Origin of the sequence: Micromonospora sp. MA102, assembly GCF_025460765.1 — a bacterium.
Lineage (GTDB): Bacteria > Actinomycetota > Actinomycetes > Mycobacteriales > Micromonosporaceae > Micromonospora > Micromonospora halotolerans.
The window spans coordinates 269,784-293,697 of record NZ_JAMWEG010000001.1; the positions used below are offsets into that span (position 1 = coordinate 269,784).

The 23,914-nt window shown below is 74.0% G+C and carries 21 protein-coding genes; 12 read left to right on the forward strand and 9 right to left on the reverse strand.

Annotated features, from left to right (window positions below):
• Window positions 1–15: 15 nt before the first annotated feature.
• The 4 genes from NFX44_RS01305 to NFX44_RS01320 all read left to right on the forward strand — a co-directional run bounded on the left by NFX44_RS01305 (window position 16) and on the right by NFX44_RS01320 (window position 5,869).
• The gene (locus NFX44_RS01305; RefSeq protein ID WP_262281599.1) at window positions 16–2,694 is read left to right on the forward strand and encodes a LuxR C-terminal-related transcriptional regulator; all 2,679 of its coding nucleotides are present in this window, start codon (window positions 16–18) and stop codon (window positions 2,692–2,694) included.
• 16 nt (window positions 2,695–2,710) lie between these two features.
• Complete coding sequence (locus NFX44_RS01310; RefSeq protein ID WP_262281600.1) at window positions 2,711–3,997, forward strand: nicotinate phosphoribosyltransferase; 1,287 nt, start codon at window positions 2,711–2,713, stop codon at window positions 3,995–3,997.
• A gap of 10 nt (window positions 3,998–4,007) precedes the next feature.
• Complete coding sequence (locus NFX44_RS01315; RefSeq protein ID WP_262281601.1) at window positions 4,008–4,589, forward strand: isochorismatase family protein; 582 nt, start codon at window positions 4,008–4,010, stop codon at window positions 4,587–4,589.
• A 65-nt stretch (window positions 4,590–4,654) separates the two neighbouring features.
• Window positions 4,655–5,869 carry an MFS transporter gene (locus tag NFX44_RS01320; protein WP_262281602.1) on the forward strand — a complete coding sequence of 405 codons (1,215 nt, stop codon included), beginning with the start codon at window positions 4,655–4,657 and terminating at the stop codon, window positions 5,867–5,869.
• Window positions 5,870–6,074: 205 nt separating this feature from the next.
• Here NFX44_RS01320 and ctaD read toward each other — a convergent pair whose 3' ends face one another.
• Both ctaD and NFX44_RS01330 read right to left on the reverse strand, forming a co-directional pair.
• Window positions 6,075–7,832 (reverse strand): cytochrome c oxidase subunit I, encoded by a 1,758-nt coding sequence (gene ctaD, locus NFX44_RS01325; protein WP_262281603.1) that lies wholly within the window; start codon window positions 7,830–7,832, stop codon window positions 6,075–6,077.
• 128 nt (window positions 7,833–7,960) lie between these two features.
• Window positions 7,961–9,067, reverse strand: a complete 1,107-nt coding sequence (locus NFX44_RS01330; RefSeq protein WP_262281604.1) for an FAD-dependent monooxygenase — start codon at window positions 9,065–9,067, stop codon at window positions 7,961–7,963.
• 319 nt (window positions 9,068–9,386) lie between these two features.
• Between NFX44_RS01330 and NFX44_RS01335 the strand changes: the two genes are divergently transcribed.
• Entirely contained in the window at window positions 9,387–10,514 is a 1,128-nt protein-coding gene (locus NFX44_RS01335; RefSeq protein WP_262281605.1) for a cellulose binding domain-containing protein, read from the forward strand.
• Window positions 10,515–10,560: 46 nt separating this feature from the next.
• Here the strand turns inward: NFX44_RS01335 and NFX44_RS01340 are convergent, their stop codons facing one another.
• Entirely contained in the window at window positions 10,561–11,349 is a 789-nt protein-coding gene (locus NFX44_RS01340; RefSeq protein ID WP_262281606.1) for an aldo/keto reductase, read from the reverse strand.
• Between the two features lie 118 nt (window positions 11,350–11,467).
• On the opposite strand from NFX44_RS01340, the gene NFX44_RS01345 reads away from it, so the two are divergent.
• Both NFX44_RS01345 and NFX44_RS01350 read left to right on the forward strand, forming a co-directional pair.
• On the forward strand, window positions 11,468–12,502 hold the full coding sequence (locus tag NFX44_RS01345; protein ID WP_262281607.1) for a DNA polymerase ligase N-terminal domain-containing protein: 1,035 nt from the start codon (window positions 11,468–11,470) through the stop codon (window positions 12,500–12,502).
• Window positions 12,503–12,510: 8 nt separating this feature from the next.
• Window positions 12,511–13,698, forward strand: coding sequence for a threonine synthase (locus tag NFX44_RS01350; RefSeq protein ID WP_262281608.1), 1,188 nt, complete (start codon window positions 12,511–12,513; stop codon window positions 13,696–13,698).
• Between the two features lie 40 nt (window positions 13,699–13,738).
• Here the strand turns inward: NFX44_RS01350 and NFX44_RS01355 are convergent, their stop codons facing one another.
• From NFX44_RS01355 to NFX44_RS01375, 5 genes are all read right to left on the reverse strand, one after another.
• The gene (locus tag NFX44_RS01355; protein WP_262281609.1) at window positions 13,739–15,106 is read right to left on the reverse strand and encodes a pectate lyase; all 1,368 of its coding nucleotides are present in this window, start codon (window positions 15,104–15,106) and stop codon (window positions 13,739–13,741) included.
• 263 nt (window positions 15,107–15,369) lie between these two features.
• Window positions 15,370–15,762: a cupin domain-containing protein gene (locus tag NFX44_RS01360; protein WP_262281610.1), complete on the reverse strand. Its 393-nt coding sequence runs from the start codon at window positions 15,760–15,762 to the stop codon at window positions 15,370–15,372.
• A 201-nt stretch (window positions 15,763–15,963) separates the two neighbouring features.
• A complete protein-coding gene (locus NFX44_RS01365; RefSeq protein WP_262281611.1) occupies window positions 15,964–16,746 on the reverse strand; it encodes a hypothetical protein in 783 nt (260 codons plus the stop codon).
• Window positions 16,747–16,783: 37 nt separating this feature from the next.
• Entirely contained in the window at window positions 16,784–17,188 is a 405-nt protein-coding gene (locus tag NFX44_RS01370; RefSeq protein ID WP_262281612.1) for a hypothetical protein, read from the reverse strand.
• A gap of 124 nt (window positions 17,189–17,312) precedes the next feature.
• On the reverse strand, window positions 17,313–17,786 hold the full coding sequence (locus NFX44_RS01375) for a septum formation initiator (protein ID WP_262281613.1): 474 nt from the start codon (window positions 17,784–17,786) through the stop codon (window positions 17,313–17,315).
• A 103-nt stretch (window positions 17,787–17,889) separates the two neighbouring features.
• On the opposite strand from NFX44_RS01375, the gene NFX44_RS01380 reads away from it, so the two are divergent.
• The 4 genes from NFX44_RS01380 to NFX44_RS01395 all read left to right on the forward strand — a co-directional run bounded on the left by NFX44_RS01380 (window position 17,890) and on the right by NFX44_RS01395 (window position 21,738).
• Window positions 17,890–18,582 carry a response regulator transcription factor gene (locus NFX44_RS01380; RefSeq protein WP_262281614.1) on the forward strand — a complete coding sequence of 231 codons (693 nt, stop codon included), beginning with the start codon at window positions 17,890–17,892 and terminating at the stop codon, window positions 18,580–18,582.
• Window positions 18,579–19,853 (forward strand): HAMP domain-containing sensor histidine kinase, encoded by a 1,275-nt coding sequence (locus tag NFX44_RS01385; RefSeq protein WP_262281615.1) that lies wholly within the window; start codon window positions 18,579–18,581, stop codon window positions 19,851–19,853. The genes NFX44_RS01380 and NFX44_RS01385 overlap by 4 nt, the downstream gene beginning before the upstream one ends.
• A gap of 79 nt (window positions 19,854–19,932) precedes the next feature.
• Window positions 19,933–20,496, forward strand: coding sequence for a PepSY domain-containing protein (locus tag NFX44_RS01390; RefSeq protein WP_262281616.1), 564 nt, complete (start codon window positions 19,933–19,935; stop codon window positions 20,494–20,496).
• Between the two features lie 138 nt (window positions 20,497–20,634).
• Entirely contained in the window at window positions 20,635–21,738 is a 1,104-nt protein-coding gene (locus tag NFX44_RS01395; RefSeq protein ID WP_262281617.1) for a beta family protein, read from the forward strand.
• A 1-nt stretch (window position 21,739) separates the two neighbouring features.
• Here NFX44_RS01395 and NFX44_RS01400 read toward each other — a convergent pair whose 3' ends face one another.
• Window positions 21,740–22,021: an iron-sulfur cluster assembly accessory protein gene (locus NFX44_RS01400; RefSeq protein ID WP_262281618.1), complete on the reverse strand. Its 282-nt coding sequence runs from the start codon at window positions 22,019–22,021 to the stop codon at window positions 21,740–21,742.
• Between the two features lie 309 nt (window positions 22,022–22,330).
• Between NFX44_RS01400 and dacB the strand changes: the two genes are divergently transcribed.
• Window positions 22,331–23,914, forward strand: coding sequence for a D-alanyl-D-alanine carboxypeptidase/D-alanyl-D-alanine-endopeptidase (gene dacB / locus NFX44_RS01405; protein WP_262281619.1), 1,584 nt, complete (start codon window positions 22,331–22,333; stop codon window positions 23,912–23,914).

Genomic DNA, 23,914 nt, shown 5'->3' on the forward strand with positions numbered 1-23,914 from the left:
CGATATGCTGCACCGATGAGTCGGTGGGACTTCGTCGGCCGGACGGATGAGCTCAACCGTCTGTTGTCGGCGGTCGGCGGTCCGGAGGGACGCGGGCTGCTCTTCAGCGGCAACGCCGGAGTCGGCAAGAGCCGGCTGCTGCGCGAGGGGGTGGCCGCGCTCTCACCCGACCGCTACGCGATCTGGTCCGTCGCGGCCAGCGCCACGACCGCCGCGCTGCCGTTCGGCGGGCTCGTCCAGGTGCTGCCGGCCGCGCAGCCGCAGGGACTCTCCCCCGCCGGCATCCTGCGCTGGGCGGTCGACCTGCTCCAGGAGCAGGCCGCCGGCCGGCCGATCGTCCTGGCGATCGACGACGCACACCTGCTCGACCCGCCGTCGGCGGCGCTGGTCCATCTCATCGCCCGCTCCCAGAACGCCACGGTGCTCGGCACGCTGCGCAACGGCGAGCAGATCCCGCTGCCGATCCGCGCCCTGTGGACCGACGACCTGGTCGACCTGGTCGAGCTGGGGCCGCTCGGCCCGAACGAGACCACCGGGCTGCTCGCCGCGATCCTCGGCGGGCCGGTCGACGCCGGCTCCTCGGAGCGGCTGCACCGGCTCTCCGCCGGCAACCCGCTGCTGCTGCGCGAGCTGGTGCTGGCCGCCTCCGGGGGTGACGAGCTGAGCAGGACGTACGGGATCTGGCAGTGGACCGGCCGGCTGGAGCTGGCGCCCAGCCTCACCGACCTGATCGGCACCCGGATCGGCCAGCTCACGCCCGGCGTGCGCGCGGTGGTCGAGCTGGTCGCGTTCGGCGAGCCGCTCGGCCTGCACCTGCTGGAGCAGGCGGTCGACCCGGCCGACGTGGAGGTCGCCGAGGAGCGCGGCCTGATCGCCATGGTGCGCGACGACCGGCGGCTGAACGTGCGCCTCGCCCACCCGCTCTACGGCGAGGTGATGCGCCGGCAGTGCCCGGTCAGCCGCACCCGGCGGCTGCAGGCCACCCTGGCCGGGCTGCTCGAACGGGTCGGCAAGCGGCGCCGCGACGACCTGCTGCGGGTCGCCGTGTGGCGGCTCGACTCGGGCACGGCACAGAATCCGGCCCTGCTGCTCGACGCGGCCGCCCAGGCCTTCGGCCGGTACGACGTGCCGCTGGCCACCAGGCTCGCCCGGGCGGCGCTGGACGGCGAGGGCGGCTCGGACGCGGCGGAGCTGCTCGCCACGATCCTCATGTTCGCTGACCGGCCGGACGAGGCCATCGCGGTGCTCGACCAGGTGGCCGGGGTGATCCAGGACGACCGGCGGCGCGGCCGGTGGCTGACCGCCTGGGGCATGGTGAGCTACTGGGGGCTGAGCCGGGAATCCACGGTGGAGGAGATCGCGGCGCGCGGCGCCGAGCTGACCGACGCCGCCGACCAGGCCCGGGTCCGCGCCTTCGAAGCGATCATGCGGCTGCACCGGCTGGACACCGACACCGCGGTCCGGCTGGCCCAGGCCGTGCTGGACCGGCCGGCGGCCCCGATGGCCGCGCGCGAGCTGGCCCGGTGCACCCTCGCGCACCTCCAGGCGGCGCAGGGGCAGTACCGGCGCAGCGCCACCGCGATCGCCCGGGTGCAGGCCGAGGCGGCGTGCTGGCGGGGCGACATGCCGTACCTCCAGCTCGCCATGGAGCTGGCCCGGGGCACCCGGCTGGCGCTCTCCGGCGACCTGGCCGGCATCGACGCGATCGTCGCCGACGAGTTCGCCGACCTGGCCGGCGCCGGGGATTTCCGGCTCGGCACCGGCTATCTGGCCATCCTCCAGGCGTACGCGGCGCGGCTGCGCGGGCGCGGCGACGAGGCGCTGAAGACCAGCCTCGGCGCCTGCGCCGTCCTCGCCACGAGCCGGGTCTACGCCGGCCTGGCGCACGCCGAGCGGGCCCAGGCGGCGGCGCTGCGCGGCGACGCCACGCACGCGGCGGAGGCGATAGCCGAGGCGGACCGCACCCACGCGCCCGGGATGGCGGTGCTCTACCCCTGGCTGGAGCAGGCCCGGGGCGCGGTGCACGCGGCGATCGGCGACCTGCCGGCAGCCACCAAGCACCTCACCGCGCTCGCCGACCGGCTGCGCGAGGACGGCCTGGCCGGGCACGAGCTGCTGGTCCTGCTCGACCTGGTCCGGTTCGACCAGGCCACCGCGTCGATCGGGCCGACCTGCACCGACGGCGACCGGCGGACCGTGGCGCAGCGCCTGACCGAGCTCTCCGAGCAGGTCGACGGGGTGCTGCCGTCGCTGGTCGCCCGGTACGCGCGCGCCGCCGTCGACGGCTGCCCCAACGACCTGCTCGCGGTGGCCGACGGCTTCGCCGCCCGGGAGCTGACCGTCTACGCCGCCGAGGCGACCGCCATGGCGCTGCACCGGATGCGCGGTGGCCGGCCCGGGGCGACCGGCCCGGCCCGGGAGCGCCTCGCCGAGCTGCTCCGCCGCTGCGACGAGGTGTCCACCCCGGCGCTGCGGCTGCTCCGCCCGACGCTGAGCGACCGGGAGCGGGAGATCGCCCGGCTCGCCGCCGACGGCGTCACGAGCCGCACCATCGCGGAGCGGCTGTTCCTCTCCACCCGCACGGTCGAGAACCACCTCCAGCGGGTCTACAGCAAGCTCGGGGTGGCGGGCCGTGCCGAGCTGCGGGCCGCGCTGCGGGCGATGCCGGGCCACGACGGCACGGATCCGGCCTGAACTCTAGGCTGGAGCGGTGAGCACCCTTCGCCCCGCGCTGCTGACCGACCACTACGAGCTGACCATGGTCAGCGCCGCCCTGCGGGACGGCACGGCAGACCGTCGCTGCGTCTTCGAGGTGTTCAGCCGGCGGCTGCCGGCCGGCCGCCGCTACGGCGTGGTCGCCGGGACGGGCCGGTTGGTCGACCTGATCCGCGACTTCCGGTTCGACCCCGACGAGGTCGACTTCCTGCGCCGCACCGGTGTGGTGGACGACCGGGCCGCCCAGTGGCTGGCCGACTACCGCTTCACCGGCGACGTCGACGGGTACGCCGAGGGCGAGCTGTTCTTCCCCGGCTCCCCGATCCTCACCGTCTCCGGCACCTTCGCCGAGTGCGTGGTGCTGGAGACGCTGGCGCTGTCGGTGCTCAACCACGACTGCGCGGTGGCCGCCGCGGCGGCCCGGATGGTCACGGCCGCCCGGGGCCGGGCGCTGATCGAGATGGGCTCCCGCCGGGCGCACGAGGAGGCCGCGGTGGCCGCCGCCCGGGCCGCGTACCTGGCCGGGTTCCGGTTCACCTCCAACCTGGCCGCCGGCCAGCGCTACGGCATCCCCACCGCCGGCACCGCCGCGCACGCGTTCACGCTGCTGCACGACGACGAGCAGGCGGCGTTCGCCTCGCAGGTGGCCACGCTGGGCAAGGACACCACGCTGCTGGTCGACACCTACGACATCAGCCAGGGCATCCGCAACGCCATCGCGGTGGCCGGGCCGGAGCTGCGCGCGGTCCGGATCGACTCGGGCGACCTGGCGGTCATCGCCCAGCAGTCCCGCGAACTGCTCGACTCGCTCGGCGCCACCGAAACGAAGATCATCGTCTCCGGCGACCTCGACGAGTACGCCATCGCCTCCCTGGCCGCCGAGCCGGTCGACATGTACGGCGCGGGCACCGCCGTGGTGACCGGCTCGGGCGCACCCACCGCCGGCCTGGTGTACAAACTTGTCGAGGTGGAGGGGCGTCCGGTGGTCAAGCGCTCCGAGCACAAGGCCACCATCGGCGGCCGGAAGGTGGCCGTCCGCCGGCACAAGCCGACCGGCACCGCCACCGAGGAGGTCATCGTGCCGCAGGGCGTGCCGGACCGGCAGCCCAACGACCGGCTGCTCCAGCGCTCGTTCGTCGTCGAGGGCGAGCCGGTGGCGCTGCCCACCCTCGACGAGTCACGGGAGCACCTGCGGGAGTGCCTGATCTCCATCCCGTGGGAGGGGCTCAAGCTCTCCGGCGGCGACCCGGCCGTCCCGGTGACCGTCGTACCCGCGAGCTGAGAGGACCGAGATGGCGAACGCCTTGATCATCGTGGATGTGCAGAACGACTTCTGCGAGGGCGGCTCCCTGGCCGTGACCGGCGGGGCGGGTGTCGCCGCCGGCATCACCCGGCTGCTCGCCGCCGAGCCGGGGCGCTGGGACCACGTGGTCGCGACGAAGGACTTCCACATCGACCCGGGCGCCCACTTCGGCGACCCGCCGGACTACGTCGATTCCTGGCCCCGGCACTGCGTGGTGGGCACCGCCGGCTCCGAGTTCCATCCGGACCTGGCGACCGACCGGGTGGAGGCGATCTTCCACAAGGGCGAGCACGCGGCCGCGTACTCCGGTTTCGAGGGGCACGCCGACGACGGCGAGTGCCTGGCCGACTGGCTGCGCCGGCACGACGTCGACCGGGTCGACGTGGTCGGCATCGCCACCGACCACTGCGTCCGGGCCACCGCTCTCGACGCGGCGCGGGAGGGCTTCGCGACCACCGTGCTGCTGGACCTGACCGCGGCCGTCGCGGCCGACACGCTGGACGTGGCGCTGCGGGCCCTCGACGGCGCCGGGGTCACCACGGTCGGCGAGCCTGTGATCAGGGCCGCTTGAGCAGGTAATTGGTTGCGGCTGTCGTACCCCCGGTCGAGGATTGGCGGCCGGAGGTACGGACCGTCGTGAACTTGAAGCCTTACCGGGAGGCACTCGCCCTGCCCGGTCTCCGGTCGTTGCTGCTGATCTCGGTGCTGGCGCGCATCCCGCTCACCGCGACCGGCGTGACGCTCACCTTCCACGTCGTGCTCGACCTCGGTCGCGGCTACGGCGCGGCCGGGCTGGTCGGTGCCGCCTCCACCGTCGGGGCCGCGCTCGGCTCCCCGCTGCTCGGCCGGCTGGTCGACCGGCGCGGCCTGCGCCCGGTGCTGCTGCTCACCACGATCGCCGAGGGCCTCTTCTGGGCCACCGCGCCGACCCTGTCGTACCCGGTGCTGCTGCCCACCGCGTTCCTGGCCGGGCTGTTCGCGCTGCCGGTGTTCTCGGTGGTCCGCCAGTCGGTCGCCGCGCTGGTGCCCGCCGAGCGGCGCCGCCCCGCGTACGCCCTCGACTCGATGTCGGTGGAGCTCTCGTTCATGGTCGGCCCGGCGCTGGCCGTGGCCATGGCCGCCGCCGTGTCGCCCCGGCTCACCATGTGGGCGGTCGGCGCCGGGATCGTCGCCTCCGGCATCTGTTTCTGGCTGCTCGACCCGCCCACCCGCGCCGCCGACGAGCCGGCCGGCCCGGCCCGCAAGGTGCCCCGCCGGGAGTGGGTCACCCCCCGGCTGCTCGCCGTGCTGGCGGTCAGCCTGGCCGCCACCCTGGTGCTCGGTGGCACCGACGTCGCGGTGGTCGCCGTGCTGCGCGAGGGCGGCGAGGTCGGCTGGACGGGCGCCGTCCTGGCCATGTGGGCGGTCGCCTCGCTGGTGGGCGGCTTCGCGTACGGGGCGGTCACCCGCTCGCTCTCCCCGCTGGCCCTGGTGGCGGCGCTGAGCCTGACCACCATCCCGGTCGGGCTGGGCGGGGCGCACTGGTGGCTGCTCTGCCTGGCGCTCGTCCCGGCCGGCGCGCTCTGCGCGCCCTCCATCGCCTCGACCTCGGACGCGGTGAGCCGGCTCGCCCCGGCCGGCGTCCGCGGCGAGGCCATGGGCCTGCACGGCTCGGCCGTCACGGTCGGCATCGCGCTCGGCGCGCCGCTGGCCGGCGCGGTGATCGACGCCTCGGCCCCGGCCTGGGGGTTCGCGGTCACCGGGGCGATCGGCGTGCTGGTCGCCCTGGCCGTCCTCCCGATCGAGCTCCGCCACCGCCGCGAAGCAACCACCACCCCCACCACTCCGGAGCTGGCCCCCGCCACCCAATAACCTCCCGCCCCACCCCCTGGGCCCCCGCCCACTCCGGGTGATCATGAGGTCAGCGGCGATGTGGATCTCCGAAACCGCCGCCAACCTCATGATCAATCGGCCGGGGGTGGGTGGCGAGGGCTGGGCAAGGGGACGGGTGGGAAGGCGAAGGCGACGGGCGCCGCACCCCGGTGGGGTGCGGCGCCCGTCGCTGTGTCGGTCCGGGTCAGCTCTTGTCGAGCCGGCCCTCGGTGTCCTCCTGGTAGCTGGCGCCACCGTCGGACTCGCTGGTCAGCGGCTTGGCGCCACCCTCGGGCGGGCCGGCCAGGGAGTGGCCGGCGGCCAGCTCCGGGAACTTGGCGTCGAAGGCGGGCCGCTCGGAGCGGATCCGCGGCATGCGGTCGAAGTTCCGCAGCGGCGGCGGCGAGCTGGTGGCCCACTCGAGCGAGTTGCCGTGGCCCCACGGGTCGTCGACCTCGACCACCGGACCGGTCTTGTACGACTTCCAGCAGTTCCAGATGAACGGCAGGGTCGAGATACCGGTGATGAAGGCGCCGATGGTGGACAGCGTGTTCAGGAACGTGAAGCCGTCACCGGGCAGGTAGTCGGCGTAGCGGCGGGGCATGCCCTCGGCGCCGAGCCAGTGCTGCACCAGGAACGTGGTGTGGAACCCGATCATGGTCAGCCAGAAGTGGATCTTGCCGAGCCGCTCGTCGAGCATCCGGCCGAACATCTTCGGGAACCAGAAGTAGATGCCGCCGAACACGGCGAACACGATGGTGCCGAAGAGCACGTAGTGGAAGTGCGCGACCACGAAGTACGAGTCGTGCAGGTGGAAGTCGAGCGGCGGGCTGGCCAGCAGCACACCGGTGAGACCACCGAAGAGGAAGGTCACCAGGAAGCCGATCGCGAAGAGCATCGGCGTCTCGAAGGTGATCTGGCCCCGCCACATGGTGCCGATCCAGTTGAAGAACTTCATGCCGGTCGGCACGGCGATCAGGTAGCTCAGGAAGCTGAAGAACGGCAGCAGCACCTGGCCGGTGGCGAACATGTGGTGCGCCCACACGCTCATCGACAGGGCGGCGATGGCGATGGTCGCGGCGACCAGGCCCTTGTAACCGAAGATCGGCTTCCGGGAGAAGACCGGGATGATCTCGGTGATGATGCCGAAGAACGGCAGCGCGATGATGTAGACCTCGGGGTGCCCGAAGAACCAGAACAGGTGCTGCCAGAGCATCGGGCCGCCGGTGGCGGGGTCGTACACGTGCGCGCCGATCAGGCGGTCCGCGGCGAGCGCGAAGAGCGCGGCGGCCAGCAGCGGGAAGACGAGGATCGCCAGCAGGCTGGTGACCAGCATGTTCCAGGTGAAGATCGGCATCCGGAACATGGTCATGCCGGGGGCGCGCAGGGTCAGGATCGTGGTGATCAGGTTGACCGCGCCGAGGATGGTGCCCAGACCGGAGATGGCCAGGCCCACCACCCACATGTTCGCGCCGACGCCCGGCGAGTGCTCGGCCGTGCTCAGCGGCGTGTAGGCCGTCCAGCCGAAGTCGGCCGCGCCGCCCGGGGCGATGAAACCGGCGGTGGCCATGGTGCCACCGAACAGGTACAGCCAGTAGGCGAAGGCGTTCAGGCGGGGGAACGACACGTCGGGCGCGCCGATCTGCAGCGGCACCACGTAGTTCGCGAAGGCGAACACGATCGGCGTCGCGAAGAACAGCAGCATGATCGTGCCGTGCATGGTGAAGAGCTGGTTGTACTGCTCGGGCGACAGGAACTGCAGGCCCGGCCGCGCCAGCTCGGTGCGCATGATCAGGGCCATCAGCCCACCGATCATGAAGAACGCGAACGCGGTGACCATGTACATGATCCCGATCTGCTTCGCGTCCGTGGTGCGCAGCAGCCGCGCGATTGCCGACCCCTTGACCGGCTCGCGGACCGGCCAGGGCCGGGTCACGACCGGCTTGGGTGCGACGGTGGTCACGAGTGGCCTCCGGTTCTGGGTTGTCCCGCTCGGCGCGCTCTTGATCTGCGCAGCCGTCATCCGCAAGGAGGATAGTCCCCGGTAGGTGGCCCCGCTTCGTGGGGTGGCGGCTACGATCACCGCCCCTTCTAGAGCGGGCCGGTCAGCAGCCGGTAGTGCTCCTGGAAGATCCGTCCGCCGCGTCCGCGCAGCAAGGGGTCGCGCAGCGCCGGCGGCACGTCGCGGGTGCGGTTGCGGTCCCGGGTCCGGTCCCGCACCCAGCGGGTACGCGGGCGGCGGCGACTCTCGTACGCGAGCAGGGCGGCGTCGACGCTGCCGGCGGCCCTCAGCGACTCGGCGAGCACCACGGCGTCCTCCAGCGCCATGGCGGCGCCCTGGGAGAGCGACGGCGCGGTGGCGTGAGCCGCGTCACCGACGAGCAGCACCCGGCCGTGGAACCAGCGCCCCAGCTCGACCTCCTCGGTGAGCTCCACGTCCACGGTCTCCAGGGCCGCGAGCACCTCGGGCACCGGGCCGCCGTAGTCGTCGAACAGCTCGTGCAGCCGGGCGCGCGGGTCGGCCGGCAGGCTGGTGCCGGCCTCGTCGGCGTAGCAGTGCAGCCGGCCGGCGCCGAGCGGCACCACCAGGAAGCCGGCGCGCTGGCCGAGCAGAGCGGTCCAGTCGGCGACCCGGGGACCGCCGCGCACCACGCTGCGGTAGACCACCTGGCCGGCGGGGCGGGGCGGGCCGCCCAGCGCGGCCAGGGTGCGCACCGCCGAGCGGGGCCCGTCGGCGCCGATGACCAGGTCGTACTCGCCGCTGGTGCCGTCGGTGAACCCGACCGCGACGCCGCCGGGGAGCGGGTCGACGGTGCTGACCTCGGCCCCGTGCCGGACGGCGCCGCCGGCGCCGGTGAGCAGCACCCGGTGCAGCTCGGCGCGGGGCAGCGCGCGGCACTCCCCCACCCCGGCCCAGAGCGCGTCGAGGTCGACCTCGCAGAGCGGCGCGCCGGTGGCGTCCAGGAAGCGCTGCCGGTGGATGACCGCGCCGAGGGGGCGTACCGGGCCGTCGAGGCCGAGTCGGCGCAGCGCCCGGGCCGCGTTGCCCGGGAGGTAGAGGCCGATGTCGGCGCGCTCGCTCGGCGGGAGCTTCTCGGTCACGTCGGGGCGGAATCCCGCGAGGCGCAGCGCACGGGCCACGGCGAGACCGGCGATGCCCGCGCCGACGACGAGGATGCGCAGGGGGGAACCACCCATCGTGGGGTACGCCTCCGGAGGGGTTCGGAACGCGTTGGAGGCAAGACATTACTCGCCGCAACCAAGCGGCGGAAGTGCCCATCGGCCCCGGCGTGGACGCCCGGTCAGCGGCCGGGAGCCCTCCCACCGGCGGGAATCCCGCCCCGACCGGGGGACCCGGCCGCCGGACCCGACAGCACCCAGCTACCGCCCCATGACAGACCGTGTCCAAGGTGATCAACTCGGCCCGAACGGTTGCGCCGGAGTTTCAGACATGTAAATGTGTGGGCGAAGCGTGGGAGCGCTCCCGGCACCGCCCACCGACACGAATCGGAGCATCATGAAGCGTCCACTGAGGGCCCTCGCCGCGGCCGGCCTGCTGGCCGCCGGCTCGATCGTCGCCGTCGCGCTCGGCGGCACCGCCTCCGCCGACACCCAGATCTGCGACCAGTACGGTTCGACCACCATCGGCGGAAAGTACGTCGTGCAGAACAACCGCTGGGGCACCAGCGCGCAGCAGTGCATCAACGTGACCTCCACCGGCTTCTCCATCACCCGGCAGGACGGAACGGGGAACACCAGCGGCGCTCCGGTGTCGTACCCGTCGATCTTCGTGGGCTGCCACTACACCAACTGCTCGCCCGGCACCAACCTGCCGCTGCAGGTGAAGAACATCAGCAGCGCGCCGAGCAGCATCAGCTACAACTACGTCAGCGGCGCGGTCTACGACGCCGCCTACGACATCTGGCTGGACCCGACGCCGAAGAAGGACGGGGTCAGCCAGATGGAGATCATGATCTGGTTCAACCGGCAGGGCCCGATCCAGCCGATCGGCTCCGTGGTCGGCAACGCCAGCATCGCCGGCCGGACCTGGGAGGTCTGGCGGGGCAGCAACGGCTCGAACAACGTCATCTCGTACGTGGCGCCGTCCCCCATCACGAGCCTGAGCTTCGACGCCATGGCGTTCATCAACGACACGAAGAACCGCGGCGCGATCACCAGCGACTGGTACCTGACCAGCATCCAGGCCGGCTTCGAGCCGTGGCAGGGCGGCGTCGGCCTGGCGGTCAACTCCTTCTCGCAGAGCGTCAACACCGGCGGCGGCACGCCGACCACGCCGCCGGCCACCACCCCGCCGCCGCCCGGCAACGCCGCCTGCTCGGTGCGGTACGCCACCAACGTGTGGAACAACGGCTTCACGGCCGACGTGACGGTCACCAACACCGGCTCCAGCACCGTCAACGGCTGGACGTTGAACTACAACCTGCCCTCGGGGCAGACCATCACCGGCTCGTGGAACGCCACCGTGACGCAGAGCGGGTCCGCGGTGACCGCGCGGAACCTGAGCTACAACGGCACGCTGGCACCGGGGGCCTCGACCAGCTTCGGCTACCAGGCGACGCTGAGCGGCGGGTTCTCCACGCCGAGCAGCTTCACCCTCAACGGCAGCACCTGCACCAGGGCGTGACACCCACCTGATCCCGGGGCGCGGTCCGCACGGGCCGCGCCCCGTCTCACGCCGACCCGCCGAGGGCGTCGATGTCGCGCATCTCCTCGGCGGTGAGCGAGAACCGGAACACGTCGGCGTTGGCCCGGATCCGGTCGGGGGTGACCGACTTCGGGATGACCACGATCTCGTGGTCGATGTGCCAGCGCAGCACCACCTGGGCCGGCGAGACGTCGTGCGCCTGGGCGATCCGGACCAGCACCGGGTCGGAGAGGTCGCTGGTCTTGAACGGGCTGTAGCCCTCCAGCACCACCCCGCGGTCCCGGTGGGCCGCGTGCACCTGCCGGTCGTACAGGGAGGGGCTCCAGCGGATCTGGTTGACCGCGGGGGTCTCCTCGGTGGCCTGGATGAGCTCGTCGATCTGGCTGATGCTGTAGTTGCTCACCCCGACGGCCCGGGCCAGGTTCGCGTCCCGGGCCGCGAGCATCTCGCGCCAGACCGGGATGCTGTCGCCGGGCGAGGACGGCGGCCAGTGGATCAGCCACAGGTCGACGTGGTCGGTGTCCAGGGCGGCCAGGCTCGCCTCGATGGTCTGCCGCTCCCGGCCCACCCGGTCCGGCGGCAGCTTCGTGGTGATGAAGAGGTCCTCGCGGCGCAGCCCGCTCTCCGCGATGGCCCGGCCGACCTCCTTCTCGTTGCCGTACATCGTGGCGGTGTCGATGTGCCGGTAGCCGGCGTCGAGGGCGGCGAGCACGGCGTCGTACCCGGCGTTGCCGGTGGCCTGCCAGGTGCCGAAGCCGAGCAGCGGCATCCGGACGTCGCCGGTGAGCGGGACGGTGGGCTGGTCGAGGTCCATACGGACGCTTCTACCCGTGATCGCCGCCGCCATGCCGGCGACCCGCCGAGCGGCGGCCGAACGGGACGGAAGAGGCAGGAACCGGGCGACAGGGCCGAACCTGCCGGAGAATGCGGGGGTGGCTGACCGGCTGGAGGAGTACCGGCGGAAACGGGACGCGGCGCGTACCCCGGAGCCGGTGCCGGAGGAGACCCCGGAGCGGAAGCGGGCCGCGCGGCGCAAGCCCCGCTTCGTCATCCAGCAGCACCACGCCCGGAGCCTGCACTGGGACCTGCGGCTGGAGCACGACGGCGTGCTGGCCTCCTGGGCGGTGCCGCGCGGGCTGCCCCGCGACCCGGGCCGCAACCACCTCGCCGTGCACACCGAGGACCACCCGATGGAGTACCTCACCTTCCACGGTGAGATCCCGGCCGGCGAGTACGGCGGCGGCAGGATGACCGTCCACGACACCGGCACCTACCGCGTGGAGAAGTGGCGTGACGACGAGGTGATCGTGGTCCTGGACGGCCGGCGGACGAAGGGGCGGTACGTCCTCTTCGCCACCGGCGGCCGGGGCCGGGACTGGATGGTCCGCCGCACCGACCCGGCCCCGGAGGGCTGGACCCCGATGCCCGAGCTGGTCCGGCCGATGCACACCACCGCCGGCAGGGGGCTGCCGAAGGACGAGGCCGCCTGGGGGTACGAGCTGCGCTGGGACGGGGTGCGGGCGATGGCGTACGTCTCCGGCGGCCGGCTCCGGCTGCTCGACTCCTCCGACGAGGAGGTCACCGGGGCGTACCCGTGGCTGCGGGCGATGGCCGAGGAGCTGGCCCCGGTCGAGGCGGTGCTGGACGGCGTGCTGGTCCGGATCGACCCCGGCGGGCGGGTGAAGCCGCCGACGAAGCGCGACGGGCAGTTCCTCGCCGTCGACCTGCTCTGGCTGGAGGGCGTGACCAGCCTCGACGTGCCGTACGCGCAGCGCCGGGAACTGCTCGACGGTCTGGCGCTGACCGGCCCGCACTGGCAGACTCCGCCGTGGTTCCCGGGGGTCGGCGCGGACGCCCTGCGGACCGCCCGCGAACAGGGGCTCCCGGGTGTGGTGGCCAAGCGCCTCGACTCCCCCTACGAGCCGGGTCGGCGCAGCCGGCACTGGCTGAGCCTCGACCCGAGCTGAGGAGCCTCGTGCACCTGACGCACCTGGAGTGCCCGCGCTGCGGCGAGCGGCATCCGGCCGACGAGCTGCAGAACCTGTGCGGATGCGGTTCCCCGCTGCTGGCCCGCTACGACCTGGCCGCCGTGGCCGCGGCGGTCACCCCGGAGCAGTTCGGGCTGCGCCCGGCCGACCTGTGGCGTTACCGGGAGCTGCTGCCGGTGGCCGATCCCCGCTTCGTCACCACGCTGGGCGAGGGCTGGACGCCGCTGCTGCGCGCGCCGGCGTACGGGCACGAGATCGGGATCCCGGACCTGATCGTGAAGGACGAGGGACTGACCCCGACCGGTTCGTTCAAGGCCCGGGGCGCGGCGGTCGGGGTGAGCCGGGCCCGTGAGCTGGGCGTCGAGCGGATCGCCATGCCGACCAACGGCAACGCCGGGGCGGCCTGGGCGACGTACGCGGCCCGGGCCGGGATGGACGCGACCATCGCCATGCCGCTCGACGCGCCCACCATCTGCCGGCGGGAGTGCGTCGCCGCCGGGGCGGACCTGCGGCTCGTGGACGGCCTGATCGGCGACGCCGGCCGGTGGGTGGCCAGCCTGGTCGCCGAGTCGGGCGGGCGGATCTTCGACGCCGGCACGCTGCGCGAGCCGTACCGCCTCGAGGGCAAGAAGACCATGGGGTACGAGATCGTCGAGCAGCTCGGCTGGCAGGTGCCCGATGTGATCATCTATCCGACCGGGGGCGGCGTCGGGCTGATCGGCATCCACAAGGCGCTGCACGAGCTGCGGGAGCTGGGGTGGGTGGAGGACCGGCTGCCCCGCCTGGTCGCCGTACAGTCCACCGGCTGCGCCCCGATCGTCCGGGCGTTCGCGGCCGGCGAGCCCCGGGCCACCCCGTGGGCGGACGCGCACACCCTGGCGTTCGGCATCACCGTGCCGGCCCCGCTCGGCGACGAGCTGATCCTGGCCGCGCTGCGGGAGAGCAGCGGCACCGCGATCGCCGTGGACGACGCGGAGATCCTCGCCGACCTGCGCGACTTCGCCGCCCGGGAGGGGCTGCTGCTCTGCCCGGAGGGCGCGGCCTGCCTGACCGCCGCCCGGCAACTGCGGGCCGGGGGCTGGATCCGCCCCGGCGAGCGGGTGGTGGTGTTGAACACCGGCGCCGGCATCAAGTACCCGGAGACGGTGGACGTCTCGGGCGTGCCGACGGTGTGACGCGGGCGCCCCGGCGGCGGGGCGCCCGCGCCGGACCGCCCTACCGGTAGGTGATGTCGGAGGCGGAGTAGAGGCAGTTCACCCCGTCGGCGCCCTCGCCGATCTCCTTCGGCTCGCTGCCCTTCGGCACGCCCTGGTACTTGACGCAGATCCGGGTGGACCGGTTCGGGTCGTTGAGGATGGTGATCCGGCTGAACCGGGCCGTGTCGCCCCAGTTGGTGTTGATGCCGGCCAGCACCTTGGTGCCGGTGGCGGTGACGTTGTCCATCACCACGTGGCGCTGGTAGGAGGTGGAGCAGTTGCCGCAGGCCCGGTAGAGCTTGCCGGAACTCTCCACCCGGAAGTTGCGGATGTGGACGGTGCCGGGGCCGTTGTGCTGGAACACCTTGTCGCTGGCCGACCGGGCGCCCCCGCCGTCGACCGTGTAGGTGGTGCCGCCGCGGAAGGTGGCGGCGTCCTCGCCGACGTCCTCCCACCAGACGTTGAGCAGTGTGCAGTCGCCCTCGCAGTGCACGCCGTCGCCGGCCGGCGCACCGATGATCACGTTGCGCAGGGTGGCGCCGGCGGCCAGTTCGAACATCGGGTCCTGGCTCTCCGACTGGCCGCCGTCGCCGATGCCGTAGTAGCGCTTCATCGCGCCGTCGAAGGTGCCGGAGACTCCGATGGTGGCGTCCACCTTGACGCTGGCGGTGGGCGTGGGCCACGAGGCCGGCGGCGGCGCGGTGCCGGTGGGGGTCGGGGTGGGCGAGCCCGGCGGGGTGCTGGTCGGCGGCGTGGTCGGGGTGCTGACCGAGGAGTCCACGGCGACGTCGTCGAAGCTGCCGGCCGCGTAGGCGGTGACCAGCCCGATCCGGCCGGCGCCCACGAGGCTGTTGCTGCCACCGCCGACCTGGGCGCCGTTGACGTAGGCGCGGATGGTGCTGCCGCTGGCCTCGATCCTCAGCGTGTACCAGGTGCCGGTGGCCGCGCCGACCGCCGCAGAGCCGAGCGAGGTGATCTGGCTGCCGTTGACGGCCTGGAGTTCGGCGCGGCCCGAGCCGAGCAGCGCCAGCCGGTACATCTTCGTGCTGCTGCTGGCCCGGGCCGCGATCCCGACCAGGGCGCCGGACGAACCGAATCCGGTGGGCCGCACCCGGGCCTGCACCTGGTAGTCGGTCCAGGCGGTCTGGCCGGCGAACTGGCGGGCCAACTCGCTGGACGTGCTGGACTGGGTGAACGCGCCGTCGGCGACCGCCCAGGTCCCGCCGGACTTGGACCAGCCGGCGGCGTCGCCGTCGGAGAAGGTGTCGGAGAAGACGGTGGCGGCGAAGGCCGACGTCACCGTCCCGGCGGCGAGCGCCGCAACGGTGGCTCCGGCGCACGCCGCGAGCAGCAGCGGGCGTCGGAGCCTGGCACGTGAGGTCTGCACGGTGGTCCTCCTTGAGGCACGTGGTGGTGGACCGCCACGGCTGGAGGGCCGACGCCTGGCCGCGGTCGCGACGGTCGGTGCGCCCCGCCGGAGGCCCGGACTCCGGTAACGGGGTGACGAGGCCCAGGAAAGGGCTTTCCCGTACCAGCAGGCTAGGCTCGTGCAGAGATCGACGTCAATGGCTGCGACGTGCAGGAATGTTGCAGCTCACGCCGTCGCGCTCCACCACGACACGGTGGTGGAGCGCGGGGAGCGGGTGTGCGTCAGGAGGTGGGCGGCTCGTCCTCCCCGGCCTCCTCGGCCGCGTCGGCCTCCTCCTTGGTCCGGTGCACCGCCCCGTCGGCGTGCTCCGGCGGCCCGTACACCGTGTACAGCACCAGCGGGTTGGGGCCGGTGTTGACGAAGTTGTGCTTCGTGCCGGCCGGCACGACCACCAGGTCGCCCGCCACGACCTCCTTCTTCTCCCCGGCCACCCGCGCCTCGCCCGTGCCGCTGACGAAGGTCAGGATCTGGTCGATGCCCTCGTGGACCTCCTCGCCGATCTCCCCGCCCGCCGGGATCGTCATGATCACCAACTGGGTGTGCTGGCCGGTCCACAGCACGCGGCGGAAGTCGGGGCTCTTCTCGGCGACTGTCGCGATCGTGAAATGCTCCATGGCCCGCTCATACCCGGTCCCCGCGCCGCTCACGCCGGGACTCGCAAATGGTGGAATTCCCCACCCGTGCGGGGTTTGGATCCCCTCTGGACGGGCATCTGCGCTCACAAGACCGGTGCACGCCCGGCCGGTCGAGCCAGGTCCCCGCTTTCGTACCGCCGTACGGCTGCGGTGGTGGGAGACGGCCAGAGCGCGGCGACGTTACGACCCAGGTCGGGCGGCGCCGTGCGCTCGTGTGCGCGTCAGTTCGGTCCAGCGGCATCCGGCCAGCACGAGCACCGCCGCGACGAACCCCAGCAGGTTCGCCCAGATCCCACCGCCGGTCATCCGGACCTGGTACGCCGCCGCGCTGTGGAAGGTCAGCCCCGGGCCGGATTCGCCGCCCCAGGCCACGGCCGCCGGCGAGACGCCGAGCGCGGCCACCGCCGCCAGGCCCAGGCCCAGGGTCACCGGCACCGACCCCGACCGGACCAGCGCCACGACGGCCAGGACCACCAGCACGAGGTACGACGGCAGCACGTCGACCGGGTCGGGCGCCAGCACGTACGGGGGCAGGAGGACCGCCGAGTCCCGGGCCGCAGCCAGCAGGCCGGCCAGCACCACCAGCACCACGGCCGCCGCCGTGCGGCGGCGGTCCGGCGCCCGCCTCGGCAGGGCGGACACCGCCATCGCGAGCCCGATCCCGGCCACGCCCCGCACGGCCTGCACCGGGATCCACCCCGGCTCGACCGGTGGCGCCATGGTCCACCCGAACGTCGGCTCCCCGTGCAGCGGCACGGCCGCGATCGCGAGGGCGGCTGCCGCGACGGCCAGCCCGTACCGGGCGCGCGGCGGAAGCTCGGGCGCGGTGAGGGCGGCGCCGGCCGCGGCGCACCAGGCGAGGGCCTGCGCGGCCGGGAGCAGCGGCTGGGCGTACCAGCGCCCGACCAGGTGGGCGAGGGCCAGCAGGATGGCGGCCGCGGCGAACAGGCGGTGGGGACGCACCGCGCGATGCTGCCACAGATCGGCGGCCTGCGGTGGGTCAGGCGAGCACGGCCAGGTGGAACGGGCGGTCGGTGTGGCCGCTCGCGGCGTACGTCTCGACGAAGACCGCGTTGGGGATGCCGGTTCGGGGCGCCACGGTGATCGCCCCCTGCGGGGCCAGCCCGCCCGGGGCGATCAGACCCACCGTGCCGATGTACGCGGCGCCGGCGACGTCCTGGTCGAAGCCGACCTGGTACATCCCGGTGGCCAACCGGGTGGCCGACGTGGCGCCGAGCCCCCGGATCAGGGTGCCGTTCGCGTCGATCACGGCGAACAGCACGCGGGCGGTGGCCGGCAGACCGACCGGTGTGCAGGAGTTGATCTCGCTGTCGGCACGGGCGATCTCCGCCATGTCGGCGGCGGGCTGGCCGGCCGGGCCCCGCCTCGATCTGGAGCTGGACATGGGGGTCCTTCCTGCCGCCGGTGCGGCGGCGGCATGCTCCCGAAGCTATGTCGGCCCACCGTCCACCAACCAGCGACGGTGCTGTCCGATCAAGGACAGTTAACCCCCCTGAGCTGGGAAAACATCAGTCGTCCGGGGTGGCGACCGGCTCGGAGCCACGGCAGCGCAGGCGCAGTTCGTGCTCCCCGTCGGGGCCGACGAAGCGCACCTCGACACGGTCGTCCGGCCCCCGGTCGAAGTCCTTCACCCGGTAGCCCTGCGCCGGGGACCAGGACACCAGCCGTACCCCGTCCGGCACGCACTCGGCGAGCGCTGTCCCTCCGGCGGTGCGGAAGGTGCGCGCGGTTCCGCTCGTGGCCGGCGGGCGGCTCGCCGCAGTGGCCGTCGGCGTCGCGCCCGCCGTGGGGCCCGTGCCCGGCGTCGTGGCCACCGGCGCGGGCGAGGCGAGCGCACGGGCAACCTCCCGCGGGTCGCGTACGCCTCCCGGGGTGCCGGTGATGCCGCTGCCGACCAGTTGGACCGCGGCCATCCCGACGAGCGTGGCGGCGGCGGTGGTGGCCAGCCACCCGGCGACGGCGAGGATCGGACGACGGCCCATGCCCCGAGTCTCCCCGATCCCGGGTTGTGCGGGGCTTCGGGGAACGCTAAAGCGGGGTTAACGAGGGCGGGTCCGGGCGGCCGGAGCGGCTAGCCTGCCAACCGTGGCCCGGCTGCTGCTCATCGAGGACGACCTGACCATCCGCGGCACGCTGCTCCGGGCCCTGCGCGAGCGCGGGCACGCGGTCGCCGCCGCCTCGACCGCGCTGGACGGGCTGCGCGACGCGCTGGACGACCGGCCCGACCTCGTCGTGCTCGATCTGGGACTGCCCGATCTGGACGGCGGCGAGCTGCTGCGGATGCTGCGCGCGGTCAGCGCGGTGCCGGTCATCGTGGCGACCGCCCGCGACGACGAGGCCGAGATCGTCCGGATGCTCGACGCGGGCGCCGACGACTACCTGGTGAAGCCCTTCACCGCGGCCCAGCTCGACGCCCGGGTGCGGGCCGTGCTGCGCCGCTCGACCGCCGACGCCGGGACGGACCCGGTGCTCGTGGTCGGTGGGCTGCGGATCGACCCGCGGGCCCGGCAGGTCACCCTGGACGGGACGCCGGTCGAGTTGACGCCCCGCGAGTTCGACCTGCTGCACCACCTCGCCGGCCGGCCCGGACAGGTGGTCACCAAGCGCGAGCTGCTCACCGAGGTCTGGCGGATCCCGTACGGCGGGGCCGACAAGACCGTCGACGTGCACCTGTCCTGGCTGCGGCGCAAGCTCGGCGAGAGCGCCCAGGAACCGCGCTACCTGCACACCGTCCGGGGCGTCGGGGTGCGGCTGGACGGGCCGGGGAGCAGCCGGTGAGGGGCCGGCTCGCGCTGCTGGTCGCCGCCGTCGGGGTGCTCGTCATGGTCGCGTTCCTGGTGCCGCTGGCCGTGCTGGTGCGCACCGTCGCCGCGGACCGGGCGACCGTCCGGGCCGCCGCCGACGCGCAGGGCCTGGTGGCGGTGGTCGGCACGGCCGACCCGGACACCGTCCGGCTGACCGTCGACCATCTCGCCGCCGACTCCGGGCGCGAGGTGAGCGTGTTCCTGCCCGACGGCACCGTGCTCGGCGCGCGGGTGCCGCGTACCCCGGCGGTGGCCCTCGCCGCGCGGGGGCAGAGCCTGACCGTCGAGTCCGCCGCCGGCCGGGAGGTGGTCATCGCGGTCCAGGGCCGGCCGGACGGGACAGCGGTGATCCGCACGGTGGTCCCCCGCGCCGAGCTGACCGCCGGGGTGGCCCGGGCCTGGCTCGTGCTGGCGCTGCTGGGCGCGCTCCTGGTGCTGGTGGGGCTGGCCGTCGCCGATCGGCTGGCCGGCACCCTGGTCCGGCCGATCGCCGACCTGGGCGCGGTCTCCCACCGGCTCGCCAACGCCGAGCTGGACGCCCGGGTCGAGCCGGCCGGGCCGGCCGAGCTGCGGGAGGTCGCGGGCGCTTTGAACCACCTGGCCGCGCGGATCCAGGTGCTGCTGCGCGAGGAGCGCGAGCAGGTGGCCGACCTGTCGCACCGGCTGCGCACCCCGCTGACCGTGCTGCGCCTGGAGGCCGAGTCGCTGCGCGGCCCGGACGACGCGGCCCGGCTGACCAGCGCCGTGGACGGCCTGGAACGAGCGGTGACCGGCGTGATCCGGCAGGCCCGCTGGCGCAGTACGCCGGCCGGGGGCGGCGGTTGCGACGCCGCCGCGGTCGTCGCCGAGCGGGTGGCGTTCTGGTCGGTGCTCGCCGAGGACACCGGGCGGACCGTGACGCTCGACCTCGCACCCGGGCCGCTGCCGGTACGGGTGGCCGGTGACGAGCTGGCCGCCGCCGTGGACGCGCTGCTGGGCAACGTGTTCGCGCACACGCCGGACGGCACGCCCTTCACCGTCCGGCTCGGTCGGGACGCCGGGCGGGTGGCGCTGACCGTGGCGGACGCCGGCCCGGGTCTGCCGGCCGGGTCGGCCCGGCGGGGCGCCAGCCGGGCCGGGTCGACCGGTCTGGGCCTGGACATCGCCGACCGGGCCGCCCGGACCAGCGGCGGCCGGCTGGAGCTGGGCGGCGGACCCGGCGGCGGAGCCGTGGTGACGCTCCGGCTGGGGCCGGCGCGGCCTTAACCGGGCGTTGGACCTCCGGTAGCGCGGCGCTAGCCGTCGCGGACCGATCCTCGGCGGACAACGAGGAGAGGTGGAGACGATGCGACGAACTTCCCTGGTCCTGGCGGCGGTCGGCGGGGCCGCGGTGCTGGCGGTCACCGGCGCGGCGATCGGCGTGACCACGGCCGACGGGTCGGGTCCGGCCACCGCGCCGGCCGCCGTGACCGCCGACGTCACCGACCCGGCCGGCGGCACCGCCGACGACAACCCCGGCACCACCGACGACAACCCCGGGACGGCCGACGACAACCCCGGAGCGGACGACTCCGCGACCGCCGGCACGGCCCCCACGCGCGGCGCCCCGGACCCGGCGCCGCGTGGGGCGGTGGACCGGCGGCAGGCCGGCCGGACCGCCCTGGCCCTGCTCGGCGGGGGCCGGATCGTGGAGATCGAGGCGGAGACCGAGCACACCCGTCCGGTGTGGAGCGTGAAGATCGTCCGCGCCGGGACGACCTACGAGATCAAGGTCGACCGCGCGGACGGCACCGTGGTCGAGGTCGAGCGGCGGACGGCCGACGGGAGCCGGACGCGCGACCGGGACGACGACCACGGCGACGACCGGTCCGACGACCACGGCGGCGACCGGTCCGGCGGCGACGACTGAGTGCCGGAGGGCGGGGCCGGGCGGGTGGGCTTCCGCCCGGCCCCGACCCGCGCCGCCCGGCCGTCACCAGGACGGATGGATCGTCGACGGGGTCCGGAAAGCCTGTGGCGGAACGCGATCGGGTCGCTACATTGAAGTATGGTGCCCGCCCACGGCGGTCGGGCGGCGGAACCGGTCTACCGCCCAGTGCTGGCCGGTCGCCGGGGTGAGCTGGAGGCGCTGGCCCATCTCGACGACGGCTCCGTTCCGCTGCTCGCCCCGGTCATCGACGTCCACGCGGTGGATCCGTGCACTGTGGACATGCTCGGCCGGCTGCCGGCCGGGCTCCTTCCCGCCGTCGACGTGTCGACGCTGCCGGAATCGGCGGAGAGTGAGCTGGCCCGCTGGGGTGTGCCCCTGGTGCCGGTGATCGGCCTCGCGGAGGGCGACCGGCGGTTGGTGGCGCACGGCGTCGCCGCCCGGGAGTACGCGCGGCGGGCCGTGGTCCGGCTGCGGACCGGGCAGGACCGGGCCGGCGCGGACGCGACAACCGCAGCGCTGGAACGCGTGTGGCGGCTGGCCCGGCTGGTGCCGGAGCAGTGCGACCTGCTCGTCGACGCGGGGGACGTGTGCTGCCCGGCCGACGTCCGGGTGGCCGAACCCCGGCTCGGGCGGCTCGTGGAGTGGGCCCGGCGGCACGCCTGGCGCTCGGTGACGGTGGCGGCCGGCGGGATGCCACCGACGCTCACCCGGCTCCCGACCGACGAGCCGGTACGCCTGGACCGCTTCGACTGGCAGCTCTGGCAGCGCCTGGCCGACCTCGGGGTGGGTTACGGCGACTACGGCGTGGGCTGCGCGGTGCCCGGGGCGGACGGGTCCGGCGACCGGCTGCCGACGCTGCGCTACACCGCGAGCGGGGCGTGGTGGGTCTACCGGTGGTCGCGCCGGGGCGGCCGGGGCGACGACCGTTTCGCCGACCTGTGCCGCACGCTCGTCGCGGCCCCGCACTGGCCGGCCGCGGGCGCGAGCTTCTCGTGGGGCGACCACGAGATCGTGCGTCGGGCGCGGCGCGGCGCGGGTGCCGGCTCCCCGGCGAACTGGATCGCCTGGAGCACCTCGCACCACCTGGCGCACGTGCTGGCCATGCTGCTCCGGCCGGAGCGGGAGCAGCGCGGCGTGCCGTGGCGGGCCGGCCAGGACGTCCCCGAGCGGGGGCGCGCCGGCCGACCGCAGCGCGGTGGGGAAACCCGCCGCGCCGGCTGAGTCACTCCTTGTCGGTGAAGCCGAACTGCACGACGCCCTCGTCGTCGACCGTGGCGTCCACGGAGGTGTCGTTGAGCAGCTCGGCGGCGTCGGCGTCGAGGAAGATGCGCGCCCCCTGGTCGTCGATAACCTGGTCGCCCTGGGCCGGCTGCTCGACCAGCTCGATGGAGAGCGAGCCCGCGTCGGTGTCGGCGGCGATCCGCAGGCCGCCCTCCTCGGCGACGTCCTGCTGGTTGGCGAGGTCGCGGATCACCAGGACGGCGTTGTCGGTCATGGTCAGCATGGCGGAACTCCTCGTGTCTGCTTCGGGAATCGCGGGCGGCTCGATGCGGCGCCCGCGCGGCCGGTCGGGACCCCGGGAAGGCGAATCAGGCTTCGCCGTGCAAACCAGGGCAGGTCGAACGCCCCTCAAGGCCTACGGTGCCCCCTGCCCGGGCATCCGTCAAATAGAGCCGGGTCAGTCGACATCGGGCGGGCGACGACGGCGGCCGGGAATGTTTCTTCCCCGGTCGGGCGGGTAATCCACCGGGTTCGTCAATAACTTTCGCCGTGGAGTCTTCTCTGGAGGAAAGCTCCATGGCAGCATCGACACATGCATCGTCGTCTCTTCCCCCGGGCGCTCGCGGTGCTGGCGCTGGTCGCCACCGCGGCCACCGCCGGCGCGTCCACCGCCACGGCCGAAGCGCCCACCCCCGCGCAGACCCGGCTGCACGCGACCATCGACGCGATCCTCGCCGACTCCCGGCTGGCCGGGGCCCAGGCGGGCGTGGTCGTCGTCGACACCACCACCGGGGAGACCCTCTACGACCGCAACGGTGACCGGCGGCTGGTTCCCGCCTCGAACACCAAGCTGCTCACCTCGACGGCGGCCATGGAACTGCTCGGTCCCGGGCACCGCTTCACGACCGACGTGGCCGGCGACGGGGTCCGCCGGGCCGGGCTGCTCTCCGGCAACCTCTACCTGCGCGGCGGGGGCGACCCGACCATGCTGGCCGAGGACTACGACCGGCTCGCCGCCCAGGTGGCCGCCGCGGGCGTACGGGTGGTGACCGGCAACCTGGTCGCGGACGACACCCGCTACGACCGGACCCGCCTCGGCCCGGACTGGACCTGGGACGACGAGTCCTACTACTACGCGGCACAGGTCTCCGCGCTGACCGTCGCCCCGGACACCGACTACGACGCCGGCACGGTGATCGTGCACGCCGCGCCGGGCGCCCAGGCCGGCGCGCGGCCGAAGGTCACCATGACGCCGGCCAACGAATGGCTGCGCATCGACAACCGGGCCCAGACGGTCGCCACCGGCGAGACGACGATCTCCTTCGAGCGCGAGCACGGTGGGAACACCATCGTGGTGACCGGCCAGATCGCGGTCGGCCAGGCCGAGGAGAGCGACTGGATGACGGTCTGGGAACCCACCGGGTACGCCGCGGACGTCTTCCGGTCCGCGCTGCGCCGGCACGGGGTCCGGGTGCTCGGCAGGACCGTCCTCGGCCAGGCCACCCCGGACGACGCCCAGCCGGTCGCCCGGCACGACTCGATGCCGCTGGCCGACCTCATGGTGCCGTTCCTCAAGCTCTCCAACAACGGCCACGCCGAGGTGCTCACCAAGGAGCTGGGCCGGGTGCTCTCCGGCTCCGGCACCTGGGCCGCCGGGCTGACCGCGATCAGCGAGTACGTCGGCGACTCCGGGATGGACACCGGGACGCTGCGCCAGCGCGACGGCTCCGGGCTGTCCCGGCGCAACATGATCCCGCCCGCCCAGTTCGTCGCGCTGCTCTCGGCGGTCCGCGCCGAACCCTGGTTCGACACCTGGTACGCGGCCCTGCCGGTGGCCGGCAATCCGCAGCGGTTCGTCGGCGGCACGCTGCGCAGCCGGATGGCCGGCACCGCGGCCGCCAACAACGTGCACGCCAAGACCGGCAGCCTGACCGGGGCGTCCAGCCTGTCCGGCTACGCCACCGACGCCGACGGGCACGTGCTGGCCTTCTCCGTCGTGCTCAACAACTACCTGACCTCGTCGGTCAAGGGGTTGGAGGACCAGATCGCCATCGCGCTGGCCTCGTACAGCGCGAAGGCGACGACCACGGCACGGGTGGCGGTGCCGACGGCTCCGGACTCGCCACGGGTGCCCGAGGGCCTGGAGTGCTCCTGGGTGAAGCCGGCGGTCTGCTGA